This is a genomic window from Citrobacter amalonaticus Y19 (assembly GCF_000981805.1).
Taxonomy (GTDB): Bacteria; Pseudomonadota; Gammaproteobacteria; order Enterobacterales; family Enterobacteriaceae; genus Citrobacter_A; species Citrobacter_A amalonaticus_C.
Genome location: NZ_CP011132.1, coordinates 2,578,795 through 2,591,946, shown reverse-complemented (window position 1 = coordinate 2,591,946; position 13,152 = coordinate 2,578,795). Strand labels below are relative to the sequence as shown.

The following is a 13,152-nucleotide window of genomic DNA, read 5'->3' as shown; positions in this document are numbered from 1 at the left end:
GGAATCATGTCATGAACAAAATCAATGCCGCGGTGGTGGGGGCTGGTATTTACGGCAAACATCATATCAATGCGTATCACTATAATCCGTGGGTGAATCTGGTGGGGTTTTGCGAGATCAATCCGGACATCCGCGCCAGAGTGGCGGCGGAGTTTCAGGTACCCGGTTACGCCTCGCTGGCAGAGTTATTTGCTGCGACGGAGGTTGATCTGGTGTCCATTGCCACACCGGATCCGTTCCACTTTGATGCCACCATTGAGGCCATCAACGCGGGTAAACATGTGCTGATTGAAAAACCGATGGCGACAACGTCGGCGGAATGTCGGGAAATCATCCGTTGTGCACAACAGCAGGGGGTAAAGATTGGTGTCGATTACCACAAGCGTTGGGACGGGATGGCGCAGCATATTCATCATGAGCTGTTGAAACCCGAAACCGGCCAGGTTCTGCGTGGCTACATGAGCATGGACGATATCATTGACGTGCCGAAAAACTGGCTGTCATGGGCGAACGAGAGCTCTCCCGTTCATTTCCTTGGAACACACTGCTTTGATTTGATTCGATATTATATGAATGGCGCCAATGCAGTAAGCGTCTATGCGATAGGACAGAAGAAGAAGCTGGTTGCGGAAGGCATCGATTCCTGGGACACCATTCAGTCTTTCGTCACGTTTGATAATGGCGCGCAATGGACTGTTGAAGTGGGGTGGTGCTTACCTCCTTCATTCCCCAAAGCAAATGACGGTCGCAGTTTTGTTATCACCGAGAATAACTATTATCGTGCCGACGCGCAGTTGCGGGGTTATGAAATGTTTACGCCACAGCGTAGCGCAACGCCAAATTATAATTTTATTAACTACGTTAATAATAAGGCTAGCGGTTACGGAATTCAGCCAATACATGATTTTGTTGAGCACATATTATTTGATACCCCGTATCTGGCAACCGCAGACGATGGGTTGCAGGCTACGTTAATTTGTGAAGCCGTGCACCACTCGTTATCAACAGGAAGTATTGTGCAGTTATAATTAATCTACAATTTATGCCTCATAAACAGTCTTTTCTGGCTTTAATTTCTCTGATTAAGGCAGGGTTCTTTATTCCCCCACAACCCGGTCGATGATCATCGTTTATGAGGCGTCTTTTCATTATTCATATTCAGATAGCAATATTGCAGCGCATGGAAAAAGAGGGTGTGCAATGACATTTTCAGCGCGGCGAAACTAAGAGGACTGGCACTGGACTGAGGTGTATATAAGGTCACATCGGCCAGCGACGCGCCGCTCTGATGACAGGCAACCGCCAGTGAGGCGGCTTCGTGCTCTCGAATCAGCGTAATCAATTGATTGTCAGGCTCATCTTTGAGTCCTGGCAGCAGGATCACCGAATCGCAATCCGTCAGGGCGTTTGTCAGCAGTGAATGGGCATTCTGGTACTCTACGGGAATACAGACTTTACCAATATCGCTATAGTCCTGAATAATATTGCTGAGTAAAGAGCTTAATTCCCGCGGATGGCAGAAATAGAGGTTGCGACTGGAGTTAATAATCTCAAAGAAAGTGTTGAGTGCCGCCGGATTATTATTATTAATGAACTCGCTAAGGATAACGTTGTTCTTCGTTGCCTGGGCCGGGAGTAGTGTTTCTGGTTCACTACGCAGACACTTAATTAAATCATATTTAAATGACGTAAAACCCGTATAACCGAGGGATTGCGCAAAACGCACGATAGAGGGTTGGCTGGTCTGTGTCTTTTTTGAAATTGCCGTCGACGTCAGTTTTTCCGCGCCCGATAATGTAGCCAGAATGTAACGGCTAATTGTTTGTTCCGCGTGCGAGCCTGTTTTTACCAGTAACTGAAGTTGTTCGATAATGTTCATTAAGGTCCCTCGGTTTTGTTTATTATGACAGATACACTTTATCCTTCAAGCAGCCTCTGTGTTGGCTACGGCATTACTCGGCTCATCCATGAACCTCACTCTTACGGACCATCGCTTTGCCGGGGTGTAAAAAACCCCTGGCACATCGTTATCTCTGTGCCAGGGGTTTACAGGAGCGGCATCCATGCCATCTGAATGATGTTGTGTATAACCGGGGGACGCCAGGTATTAATTCATCCTTTCCACAATCATGGCGATTCCCTGACCGCCGCCGATACACAGCGTCGCCAGACCCAGCGTTTTATCCCTGGCTGAAAGCGCATGCAGTAATGTCACCAGAATTCGCGCGCCGCTGGCACCGATGGGATGACCAAGCGCAATCGCGCCCCCGTTAACGTTCACCTTCTCTGGGTCGAAGCCCAGCGTTTTGCCAACGGCGAGGAACTGCGCGGCAAACGCCTCATTGGCTTCAATCAGATCGATATCCGAAAGCTGTAGTCCGCTGTATTGCAGCGCCTTTTGCGTGGCGGGTACAGGGCCCATTCCCATCAGCGCCGGGGCGACGCCGCCGCTGGCGTAGGCCTTAATGCGTGCCAACGGTTTCAGCCCTGCTGCCAGCGCGGCAGATTCTTCCATGACCACCAGCGCCGCCGCGCCGTCGTTAATCCCTGAGGCGTTACCGGCGGTGACGGTGCCGGCCTTATCAAACGCCGGACGCAGGGCGGCAAGGCCTTCCGCTGACGAGTCGGCTTTGGGGAATTCATCGCGGTCAAAGACGATGGTTTTCTTCCGCGACGTGACGCTGACCGGCACAATCTCGGCCTGAAAGGCACCAGAATTGATGGCGGCTACCGCTTTTTGCTGGGAGAGCAACGCCAGCTCATCCTGCATTTCGCGGCTGATACCGTATTCGCGGGCGACGTTCTCGGCGGTGATCCCCATGTGATAGCCGTGAGTAGCGCAGAGCAGGCCGTCACGCAAAATCACATCTGATAGCTGACCGTCGCCGAGGCGATAGCCCCAGCGGGCTTTCGCATCCAGCAGATATGGCGCCAGACTCATGTTTTCCATGCCGCCGGCGACCAGTGCCTGCGCCTGACCGGCCTGAATCGCCTGGGCGGCCAGCGCGACGCTTTTGAGCCCTGAACCGCAGACTTTGTTGACGGTAAAGCCACAGACCGTCTCACTAAGGCCGCTCTTTAGCAGTGCCTGGCGCGCCGGGTTTTGTCCCAGACCTGCCTGTAACACGTTGCCCATGATCACTTCATCCACGCGCTGCGGATCGAGTTGCGCGCGCTCCAGCGCGGCGTTAATCACGGTCGCGCCAAGATCGATGGCGCTGGTCGTTGCCAGTGCGCCGTTGAAGCTGCCGATGGCGGTACGTGCTGCGCTGACGATGACACAATTTTTCATCTTCTGTTCCTTAAAAGTAAGCGGCTGCCGTCAGAAAAAGGTCAGGCCGACAACAAAAATGACGCCGGAGAAAAGCAGGGCTGTGATGCAGTAACCCATGATGTCGCGAACCCCCAGTCCGGCGATGGCCAGTGCGGGAAGCGCCCAGAAGGGTTGCGCCATGTTCATCCACTGCTCGCCGTAGGCGATCGCCATGACGGATTTACCGAGATCGGCCCCTAACGCCTGCGCGGCGGGCATCACGAACGGTCCCTGAATAACCCAGTGACCGCCGCCTGACGGCACGGCAAAGTTGATCAGCGCGGAGCTGAAGAAGGTCATGACCGGGAAGGTGTCTTTATTGGCGACGTTGATGAAGAATTCGGTGATAAGCCCCCCGAGACCGGAGTGTTCCATCATCAACTGGATCCCGGCATAGAACGGGAACTGCACCAGGATACCGGCGGTGCTGCGCGCGGCGGCGCTGATGGCACGCATATAGGCCATCGGCGTTTTGTGCAGCAGCAGACCGGCAATCATGAACATCAGGTTGACGGTGTTGATGGTGATGTTGAACCCTTTCTCAGCGAAGTAGATCCCGAGGTAGGCGACGCCTAACGCCCCAATGATCAGCGCTAGGATACGGCTCTCTTCCAGTTTTTCTGACGGAGGCGCATCTGCCGGCAAGGTCTTCTGGAAATCAGGTTCTTCCATCAGCAGTTTCGGATCGACGCTGACCACATCTGACGGTTTTGGCGTCATCATGCGGGTGATAAACGGCATGACCACAATCAGCCCGACGGTGATGAAGATGTTGAAACCGGTGAACAGGGTATCGCTGACTGGAATCAGGCCTGCAATGTGTTCAACCGGGTTACCCGGCGTTGCCGCAAGCAAAGGCATCGACCCGGAGAAGCCGCCGCCCCAGGTCAGAAAACCGATATAGGCGCAGGCAATCAGCAGCGGATAATCGGAACCTGGCACGCGACGAGCAACTTCACGGGCAAACATCGCCCCTACCACCAGGCCGAAACCCCAGTTGATGACGCAGGCGACGGATCCAAAGAAGGTCACCAGCATTACGCCCTGAGCGGGCGTTTTAGCGGCAGACGCGGCGGTACGCAGCAGGTTTTTCACCGGACCGGAACTGGCCAGAGCGTGGCCTGTCACGATGATCAACGCCATCTGCATCCCGAAGGCCAGCAGGTTCCAGAAACCATCCCCCCAGAAACGCACCATGGCGACGGGCGTTTGCGGTGTTAACCACAGCGCGATGCCGAACGTCAGCAGCGTCAACAGCATGGCGAAAATCAGGGGGTCGGGCAGCCAGCGACTGACGAAGCGCGTCATGAAACGCGAAATACGGCCAATCATGCGTCACCTCGCTGAACGACCAGATCGGCGGCAACCTCAAAGTGCGCTTCGGTTTTTGCGCGCAGGGTATCAAGGTCGCACCCGTCGACGATTTCCGTCAGCCACATTTTGCCGTCGATAAAGCGGAACACCGCGAGTTCGGTGACCAGCACATGCACCGCATGCTGAGCCGTCAGGGGCATGGTGCAGTGGCGGAGGATTTTCGCCGAGCCGTCTTTCGCGCAGTGCTCCATCGCAATAATGACTTTGCGCGCGCCGGTCACCAGATCCATTGCGCCACCCATACCGGGGACCATTTTGCCGGGCACCACCCAGTTTGCGAGGTTGGCCTGTTCATCGACCTGCAACCCGCCCAGAACGCAGGCGTCCACATGGCCGCCACGGATCAGGGCGAATGACATCGCGCTATCGAACATCGCCGCGCCCGGCAAAATCCCACAGGGTTGTCCACCGGCGTTCACCAGATCGGGATGCGCGGTGGTGACCGGCCCCAGTCCGAGAAATCCGTTTTCCGATTGCAGAGTGATATGAATGTCATCGGGTAGGTAGTTGGCGACCATCGTCGGCAGGCCAATACCTAAGTTCACGACGTCGCCATCACGAAGTTCTTGCGCCACGCGGCGCGCAATACGTTGTTTCGCATCCATTATTTGCTCTCCTGTGGAATGACGATATGGTCGATTACCGCACCGGGGGTGACTATCTGGTCAGGCAGCAGATCGCCTGTCTCAACGAGTTCGTCAGGTTCCACCAGGGTGATATCGGCGGCGAGGGCAATAAGTGGGTTAAAGTTGCGGGCGCTGAGCTGGTAGGTCAGGTTGCCGAGAGGGTCGGCACGGTGCGCGCGGATGAGTGCCAGATCGGCACGCAACGGGCGCTCCAGCAGCCAGGTTTTTCCGTCGAGCGTCAGGGTTTGTTTGCCATCTTCCACGATGGTGCCGACGCCGGTGGGGGTCAGGAACCCGCCGAGTCCTGCGCCGCCGCAGCGGATCTGTTCAATCAGCGTACCTTGCGGCACCAGTTGAACCTCCATCTCTTTGGCAATCATTCGACGCCCGGTTTCCGGGTTGGTGCCGATATGGGACGCAATGACTTTGTTCACCCGGCCATTGACGATCAGAGGGCCGATACCGGTATCGACAAAGGCGGTATCGTTGGCGATCAGGGTCAGGTCTCTGACGCCGGATTCAAGCAAAGCTTCGACAAGACGGGGCGGGGTCCCTACCCCCATAAAACCGCCAACCATGATGGTCATGCCGTCACGAAAGAACCCGGCAGCGTTTTGTAAGGTAATCAGTTTTGTTTTCATTATGTTTCCCTTGTGCATACTCCATTTTGGGTACGCAAAGGGAATAGCAATTGGGATGCCAGAATGGCTAACAGGTAGGGGAATTAATTAAGATGTTGAATAAGAAGGTTTATTTAATCTTGCGTTGTGTGATCTCCGTGCGGATGCTATGCAGAATTTTGCGCACTGTGCAAAATTCTGCATAGCAGATTCTGGTTCTACAACCCTGTCGTATCGATACCGTATTCCTGCAGTTTGTACATCAGAGCGCGTCGACTGATGCCTAACATCAACGCGGCGTGGGTGCGGTTTCCATCATGTTGCTCGAGCACCTCGATAATGATCCGCTTCTCCTCACGTTTAATTTCTTCTTTCAGATTGCGTTCACCGGGCTGCGTGGCTTTTATCTCGCTGCCGCCACTGGCAGGTTGGCGGAGCGGGGCGGGCAGATCGTCAGCAAAAATAACCGCCCCGGTATTCATTACGACCGCCCGCTCAATGACGTTCGACAGCTCCCGGATGTTGCCGGGCCAGGGCCAGGTGACGAGCATCGACATGGCCGCAGGATCGATCTCAATAATATCGCGCTGATTTTCCGAACTGAATTTCTGTAAGAAGTGGTTAGCAAGCAGCGCAATGTCTTCCCGTCGTTCGCGCAGCGGGGGAAGTTGCAGATGAATGACATTCAGACGGTAAAACAGATCTTCACGGAAGGCGCCTTCTTTCACCATCGTATGGAGATCCCGGTTGGTGGCGGCGACGATGCGGATATCCACCTGAATGGTCTGGTGTCCGCCCACGCGTTCGAACTCTCTTTCCTGCAGGATGCGCAGCAGCTTCGCCTGCAGCACCAGCGGCATTTCGCCAATTTCATCGAGCAGCAGCGTTCCCTGATGGGCGCGTTCAAACAGCCCCTGACGCTGAGTCTGTGCCCCGGTGAAAGCGCCTTTTTCATGACCAAACAGCTCGCTTTCCAGCAGCGACTCCGGCAGCGCGGCACAGTTGATTTTGATAAACGGACCGTTTGCCCGGCGCGAGTTGTAGTGAATGGCCCGCGCAATCAACTCTTTACCGGTGCCGCTTTCGCCACTGATCAAGACGTTGGCCTGCGACAGGGCAATTTTCGCCGTGTCTTTGCAGATATCCATCATCCGTGGACTGTTGGTCAGGATATGCCCCCACTGCCAACTGGTACTCAGTGCCTGATGCAGGCTGCGGATCTCCTGTTTCATCGCCTGCAATTGCAGTGCACGTTGGATCAGTAAATTGAGTTCATCGAGATCGAAGGGTTTGATCACGTAATCAAACGCACCGCTGCGTAACGCTTCGACGGCGGTTTCGACTTCGGCGTAAGCGGTCATCAGGATCACGGGGATGCGCGGCTGCTGGGTGCGCATGACTTTCAGTGCGTCAATCCCGTTCATTTCCGGCATACGGATATCCATCAGCACCACATCCGGCGGGGTGTCGGCAAAGCGCTGCAAGGCTTCTTCACCATTACTGGCGCAGTGCGTTTCATGTCCCTGTAGCGAGAATGCGGTAGTGAGCATGCGACGAACGTTGTCTTCGTCATCCACGATGAGGATACGATAGCGGGTTTTCATACTGACACGTTTCCCTGCGGGTTAATGGGCAAAATAAGGGTAAAGGTCGCGCCGCATCCGGGCATGCTGGTGACGCGAATATCGCCCTGGTGGGCATTGATGATGCGCTGGCTGAGCGCGAGTCCAAGCCCCGTTCCCGAGGCTTTGGTGGTGAAAAAGGGATCAAAGATCTTTTTCTGTAGCGTGATATCAATCCCACAGCCGTTATCTTCAATCGTCACCGCTTGTTGTGTGGTTGAGTATTGCCAGGTGCGAATGCGAATTTCACCGCGCGCGTTGATGGCCTGCACGGCATTAATCAGAATATTGAGGATCACCTGCTTCAACAGTTCGCGATCGGCAACGATGGCAGGCAGTCCCTTATCCTGTTCGACGTTAAACGCGATCCGCGCCTGTACGCCGGAGGTTTGCACCAGAATCAGCGTCTCTTCGATCAGCGAGTTGAGCAGCACTTGCTGCCACTGGCTTTGTCGCGGACGGGAAAAATCCAGCAACTGCTGAATGACTCTGTTGATGGAGTCAATTTCTTTCAGTACCACGGACAGATATTCCTGATGTACTGGCAGACTGGTTTGCTGACGAATGATCTGCACATAGCCGCGGATGGCGGTAAGCGGATTACGCACCTCATGCGCTACCCCGGCCATCAGTTCACCTAGCGTGGCCAGTCTCTCCGTCTGCGCCAGGCGACGTTGTGTTTCTTTACGGGCGGTCAGGTCGGAAAAAATCACCAGTGCGCCGATCAATTCGCCATTGGGGTTATGAATACGACTGGTGGTGACGCTGAGTTCGATGGTGCGATCGCGCGCCGGAAAACTGACTTCTTGCGCCAGATGTTCCGTACCGTGCGCCAGGGTATCGAGAACCGGGCTGGAAAAATGAGGGTCGGAAAACAGCGTGGCATAAGGCTGACCGACCAGTTCATTCAGCGTGTAGCCGGTAATCATTTCCGCAGCGGGATTCATGGTGGTGACGTCGCCCTGTCTGTCGATCGCAATCACGCCGTCAGCGGCGTTTTCAATGATCAGGTCGTTAAGGGTTTTGGTTTCACGCAGCGTTTGCGCCAGGGCGTTGACGCTGCGACTGATTTGCCCCAGTTCACCGGGAAGATTGGGAAGTTGCGCCGGCGTTTTCTGCGCCAGCGTCGACAGACCGTCCGTGATAATGTCGATATTGGCACCAAGACGTCGGGAAAACAGCACAATCAGTAACAGGCTACAGAGCAGGCCCGCCGCCAGTACCGCAATAATGCGCACGTCCATCTTCCAGGCCTGACGCTGAATATCTTCCGTTAGCTCATTTGCCCAGATGTAACCCATCACCTCGCCGTTGCGGGTGATGGGGATCATCGAGTTGAGAATATCGCCGCGCACCTGGCGACCGGAAAAAACCACCGGAGCATTGTTGCGCATCACTTCACGTCCGGGGTGATCGGCGGCAATCGTCACGCCGACGTTATTTTGGTACAGCGCGGAAGGGGCGTAGGTCACAATCGCATCCAGCGCTTTGTTATAGTAGCCTGCGCCAATGCCCGGAAACGCCAGGGTTATCTGTTCGGTGATGGGGCCGAGTTCGGCATTCAGCGCCCGGATCCGCTCCTCCCGCGGCAACGTCGTGAAATCGTCAAAGCGTTCGCCCAACGCCTGATCGAGCAGGTGAACGACGGCAGATAATTTTTTCTCTTTTTCGGATAAGACTGCTGACCGTCCTTCGGTTTCTACGATATAACCAATCGACAGCGTCGGCACAATGACCATCAGGATCGCCATCAGTATCATTTGATTGCGTAAGCGTCGCGGGTATAACCCTCTCAAAAAGCGCATGCTGACTTCCCTGTGGCTCTGTACGGCAAATGCTGATTATCGATGGTTGCGGCAATGGTTTCTCAGCGGTGTATCATATTCCCGCAAACAGAGGCGCGGGCATTGCGACGCCGCGCATTTACCGCTACCTTAACCACACTCCATTTATCGCCTGAGGCGGAGCTTCGCCCTTTTGAAATACCTTGCTTCCTTTCGCACAACCCTGAAAATCTCGCGCTACCTGTTCAGAGCGTTGGCGCTGTTGATTTGGCTGCTCATTGCCTTTGCTTCGGTGTTCTACATCGTGAACGCCCTGCATCAGCGGGAATCAGAGATTCGCCAGGAGTTTAATCTCAGTTCCGATCAGGCCCAGCGCTATATTCAGCGCACGGCGGATGTGATGAAAGAGCTCAAGTATATTGCGGAGAATCGCCTGACGGCGGAGAACGGCGTGCTGACGTCGCGGGCGCGTGACGATAAAACCGTGGTCCCGACCTTTCAGCCGCTGTTTGCGGATTCGGACTGTGCGGCAATGGGCAACGCCTGGCGCGGATCGCTGGAGTCGCTGGCGTGGTTTATGCGCTACTGGCGCGACAACTTCTCTGCGGCATACGACCTGAATCGCGTTTTTCTCATTGGTAGCGATAATCTCTGCATGGCGAATTTCGGCCTGCGCGATATGTCCGTCGAGCGCGATAACGCGCTGAAAACGCTGCACGAGCGGATTATGAAGTACCGCAATGCGTCGAAGGATGAGTCCGGAAGCAATCTTTACTGGGTGGGGCAGGGACCGCGTCCGGGGATTGGTTATTTCTACGCGCTGACGCCGGTCTATCTGGCAAACCGCTTGCAGGCGCTGTTAGGCGTCGAACAGTCCATTCGGATGGAAAACTTCTTTACGCCGGGCAGTCTGCCGATGGGGGTGACCATTCTGGATGAAAATGGTCATGCGCTGATTTCACTGACCGGGCCGGAAGGCACTATTAAGGCGGAGCCTCGCTGGATGCAGGAGCGTTCCTGGTTTGGCTATACGCCGGGCTTTCGTGAGCTGGTGCTGAAGAAAAACCTGCCGCCGTCCTCGCTGAGCATTGTCTATTCCGTCCCGGTTGATCTGGTGCTGGAACGGATCCGGATGCTGATCCTGAATGCTATTTTGCTGAACGTGCTGGTGGGCGCGGCACTGTTTACCCTCGCGCGGATGTACGAACGGCGGATCTTTATTCCGGCGGAAAGCGACGCCCAGCGTCTGGAAGAGCATGAGCAGTTTAACCGTAAGATTGTCGCTTCCGCGCCGGTCGGGATCTGTATTCTGCGCACTGTTGACGGTATTAACATTCTCAGTAACGAACTGGCGCACACCTATCTGAACATGCTCACCCATGAGGATCGACAGCGGCTGACGCAAATCATCTGCGGACAGCAAGTGAACTTTGTCGATGTGCTGACCAGCAATAACACCAACCTGCAGATCAGCTTCGTCCATTCCCGTTATCGCAATGAAAACGTGGCGATCTGCGTGCTGGTGGATGTCTCCGCCCGCGTCAAAATGGAGGAGTCATTGCAGGAGATGGCGCAGGCGGCTGAGCAGGCGAGTCAGTCGAAATCGATGTTCCTGGCGACCGTCAGCCACGAGCTGCGCACCCCGCTGTACGGCATCATCGGTAACCTTGATCTGCTGCAAACCAAAGCGTTGCCAAAAGGGGTCGATCGTCTGGTGACGGCGATGAATAACTCCTCCAGTCTGCTGCTGAAAATCATCAGCGATATTCTCGACTTCTCGAAAATTGAATCTGAGCAGTTGAAAATTGAGCCGCGTGAATTCTCACCGCGAGAGGTGATGAGCCATATTACGGCGAACTATTTGCCGCTGGTGGTGCGCAAGCAAATAGGACTGTACTGCTTTATCGAACCGGATGTGCCGGTGGCGCTCAATGGCGATCCGATGCGCCTGCAGCAGGTGATTTCTAACCTGCTGAGCAATGCGATTAAATTCACTGACATTGGCTGCATCGTACTGCATGTCAGCCGTGACGATGATTACCTTAGTATTCGGGTGCGGGATACCGGCGTTGGGATCCCGGCGAAAGAGGTGGTGCGCTTGTTCGACCCATTCTTCCAGGTCGGTACTGGCGTGCAGCGCAATTTCCAGGGAACGGGGCTCGGACTGGCGATTTGCGAAAAGCTGATCAGCATGATGGACGGCGACATTTCGGTCGATTCCGAACCGGGGATGGGCAGCCAGTTTACGGTGCGTATTCCGCTGTATGGCGCGCAGTATCCGGCGAAAAAAGGTCTCGATGGACTCGCCAGAACACGCTGTTGGCTGGCGGTGCGTAATGCCTCGCTGTGTCAATTTGTTGAAAACAGCCTGACGCGCAGCGGCGTCGAGGTGATGCGTTATGAAGGCCAGCCTCCGTCGAGTGACGACGTATTGATCACTGACGATGCGCTGGAACAGCCGTGGCAGGGGCGTGCGGCGGTCATTTTCTGTCGTCGCCATATTGGTATTCCGCTGGAAAGGGTGCCGGGGGAATGGGTGCACAGCGTCGCGTCGCCGCATGAACTGCCGGCGCTGCTGGCCCGGATCTACCGTATTGAGCTGGACGATGGCGCGCTCTCTTCCGCGTTACCGGCCCCGGAAAAAGCGGCGGCCACCAATGATGACATGATGATCCTGGTGGTTGACGATCATCCTATCAACCGTCGCCTGTTGGCCGATCAGTTGGGATCGCTGGGGTATCAGTGCAAGACGGCGAATGACGGCGTGGACGCCCTGAACGTGCTGAGCAAAAACCACATCGATATCGTGCTGAGCGACGTTAACATGCCGAATATGGATGGCTATCGTCTGACGCAGCGTATTCGTCAACTGGGGCTGACTCTGCCGGTGGTTGGGGTGACGGCAAATGCCTTAGCCGAAGAGAAGCAGCGCTGTCTGGAGTCGGGGATGGACAGCTGCCTGTCGAAACCGGTCACGCTGGACGTTATCAGGCAGACGCTGGCGGTGTATGCGGATCGGGTCAGGAAAACGCGAGGTTAAAAATGCCGGATGGCGGCTTTGCCTTATCCGGCCTACAGAACGGGGATGTTTTCCGTAAGGAGTAGGCCTGATAAGCGGAGCGCCATCAGGCATTTTGCAACGGAAAGAGAAATTAGTCTTTATCTGCCGGGCTCAGGGTCACGGAAGAGAGATAGTTCAGCAGTGCGATATCGTTCTCAACGCCCAGTTTCATCATCGCGGATTTCTTCTGGCTGCTGATGGTCTTGATACTGCGGTTCAGCTTCTTGGCGATTTCAGTCACCAGGAAACCTTCAGCAAACAGACGCAGAACTTCGCTTTCTTTCGGAGAGAGCCGCTTGTCGCCGTAGCCACCCGCACTGATTTTTTCCAGCAGGCGAGAGACGCTTTCCGGGGTGAACTTTTTGCCTTTTTGCAGCGCCGCGAGCGCTTTCGGCAGATCTGTTGGCGCGCCCTGTTTCAGGACAATCCCTTCGATATCAAGATCAAGAACCGCGCTCAGGATGGCAGGGTTATTGTTCATGGTCAGAACAATGATCGACAGGCTCGGGAAGTGGCGCTTGATATATTTGATCAGCGTGATCCCATCGCCGTACTTATCGCCCGGCATGGAGAGATCGGTAATCAACACGTGCGCATCTAATTTTGGCAGGTTGTTGATCAGTGCTGTGGAGTCTTCAAATTCGCCAACAACATTCACCCACTCGATTTGCTCAAGTGATTTGCGAATACCGAACAGTACAATCGGATGGTCATCGGCAATAATTACGTTCATATTGTTCATGTAAAGGCTA

General features: G+C 54.9%; 10 protein-coding genes. 2 read left to right on the top strand and 8 right to left on the bottom strand.

The window, feature by feature from the left end; genetic code table 11:
• The first annotated feature begins 11 nt into the window (after positions 1-11).
• Positions 12-1,028: a Gfo/Idh/MocA family protein gene (locus tag F384_RS11945; protein WP_046482687.1), complete on the top strand. Its 1,017-nt coding sequence runs from the start codon at positions 12-14 to the stop codon at positions 1,026-1,028.
• Positions 1,029-1,123: 95 nt separating this feature from the next.
• On the opposite strand, the gene F384_RS11940 is transcribed toward F384_RS11945, so the two are convergent.
• From F384_RS11940 to atoS, 7 genes are all read right to left on the bottom strand, one after another.
• The gene (locus tag F384_RS11940; protein WP_046482684.1) at positions 1,124-1,879 is read right to left on the bottom strand and encodes a MurR/RpiR family transcriptional regulator; all 756 of its coding nucleotides are present in this window, start codon (positions 1,877-1,879) and stop codon (positions 1,124-1,126) included.
• Between the two features lie 228 nt (positions 1,880-2,107).
• Positions 2,108-3,292 (bottom strand): acetyl-CoA C-acetyltransferase, encoded by a 1,185-nt coding sequence (locus F384_RS11935; protein ID WP_046482681.1) that lies wholly within the window; start codon positions 3,290-3,292, stop codon positions 2,108-2,110.
• A gap of 30 nt (positions 3,293-3,322) precedes the next feature.
• Complete coding sequence (locus F384_RS11930) at positions 3,323-4,645, bottom strand: TIGR00366 family protein (protein WP_046482678.1); 1,323 nt, start codon at positions 4,643-4,645, stop codon at positions 3,323-3,325.
• Positions 4,642-5,292 (bottom strand): 3-oxoacid CoA-transferase subunit B, encoded by a 651-nt coding sequence (locus F384_RS11925; protein WP_046482676.1) that lies wholly within the window; start codon positions 5,290-5,292, stop codon positions 4,642-4,644. Before F384_RS11925 ends, F384_RS11930 begins: the two co-directional genes overlap by 4 nt.
• Positions 5,292-5,954, bottom strand: coding sequence for an acetate CoA-transferase subunit alpha (gene atoD / locus F384_RS11920; protein ID WP_046482674.1), 663 nt, complete (start codon positions 5,952-5,954; stop codon positions 5,292-5,294). The genes F384_RS11925 and atoD overlap by 1 nt, the downstream gene beginning before the upstream one ends.
• Before the next feature lie 197 nt (positions 5,955-6,151).
• On the bottom strand, positions 6,152-7,537 hold the full coding sequence (gene atoC, locus F384_RS11915) for an acetoacetate metabolism transcriptional regulator AtoC (protein WP_046482670.1): 1,386 nt from the start codon (positions 7,535-7,537) through the stop codon (positions 6,152-6,154).
• Positions 7,534-9,360 (bottom strand): two-component system sensor histidine kinase AtoS, encoded by a 1,827-nt coding sequence (atoS, locus tag F384_RS11910; RefSeq protein ID WP_046482667.1) that lies wholly within the window; start codon positions 9,358-9,360, stop codon positions 7,534-7,536. Before atoS ends, atoC begins: the two co-directional genes overlap by 4 nt.
• Before the next feature lie 172 nt (positions 9,361-9,532).
• Between atoS and rcsC the strand changes: the two genes are divergently transcribed.
• Positions 9,533-12,379 carry a two-component system sensor histidine kinase RcsC gene (gene rcsC / locus F384_RS11905; protein WP_046482665.1) on the top strand — a complete coding sequence of 949 codons (2,847 nt, stop codon included), beginning with the start codon at positions 9,533-9,535 and terminating at the stop codon, positions 12,377-12,379.
• A gap of 112 nt (positions 12,380-12,491) precedes the next feature.
• Here the strand turns inward: rcsC and rcsB are convergent, their stop codons facing one another.
• On the bottom strand, positions 12,492-13,142 hold the full coding sequence (gene rcsB / locus F384_RS11900; protein WP_001061917.1) for a response regulator transcription factor RcsB: 651 nt from the start codon (positions 13,140-13,142) through the stop codon (positions 12,492-12,494).
• Between the last annotated feature and the right edge of the window lie 10 nt (positions 13,143-13,152).

Excerpts from the sequence above, each read along its gene's own strand:
- F384_RS11925 (WP_046482676.1), bottom strand. The coding sequence starts at position 5,292 with ATGGATGCGAAACAACGTATTGCGCGCCGCGTGGCGCAAGAACTTCGT.
- F384_RS11935 (WP_046482681.1), bottom strand. The coding sequence starts at position 3,292 with ATGAAAAATTGTGTCATCGTCAGCGCAGCACGTACCGCCATCGGCAGC.
- atoC (WP_046482670.1), bottom strand. The coding sequence starts at position 7,537 with ATGAAAACCCGCTATCGTATCCTCATCGTGGATGACGAAGACAACGTT.
- atoS (WP_046482667.1), bottom strand. The coding sequence starts at position 9,360 with ATGCGCTTTTTGAGAGGGTTATACCCGCGACGCTTACGCAATCAAATG.
- F384_RS11945 (WP_046482687.1), top strand. The coding sequence starts at position 12 with ATGAACAAAATCAATGCCGCGGTGGTGGGGGCTGGTATTTACGGCAAA.
- atoD (WP_046482674.1), bottom strand. The coding sequence starts at position 5,954 with ATGAAAACAAAACTGATTACCTTACAAAACGCTGCCGGGTTCTTTCGT.
- F384_RS11940 (WP_046482684.1), bottom strand. The coding sequence starts at position 1,879 with ATGAACATTATCGAACAACTTCAGTTACTGGTAAAAACAGGCTCGCAC.
- rcsB (WP_001061917.1), bottom strand. The coding sequence starts at position 13,142 with ATGAACAATATGAACGTAATTATTGCCGATGACCATCCGATTGTACTG.
- F384_RS11930 (WP_046482678.1), bottom strand. The coding sequence starts at position 4,645 with ATGATTGGCCGTATTTCGCGTTTCATGACGCGCTTCGTCAGTCGCTGG.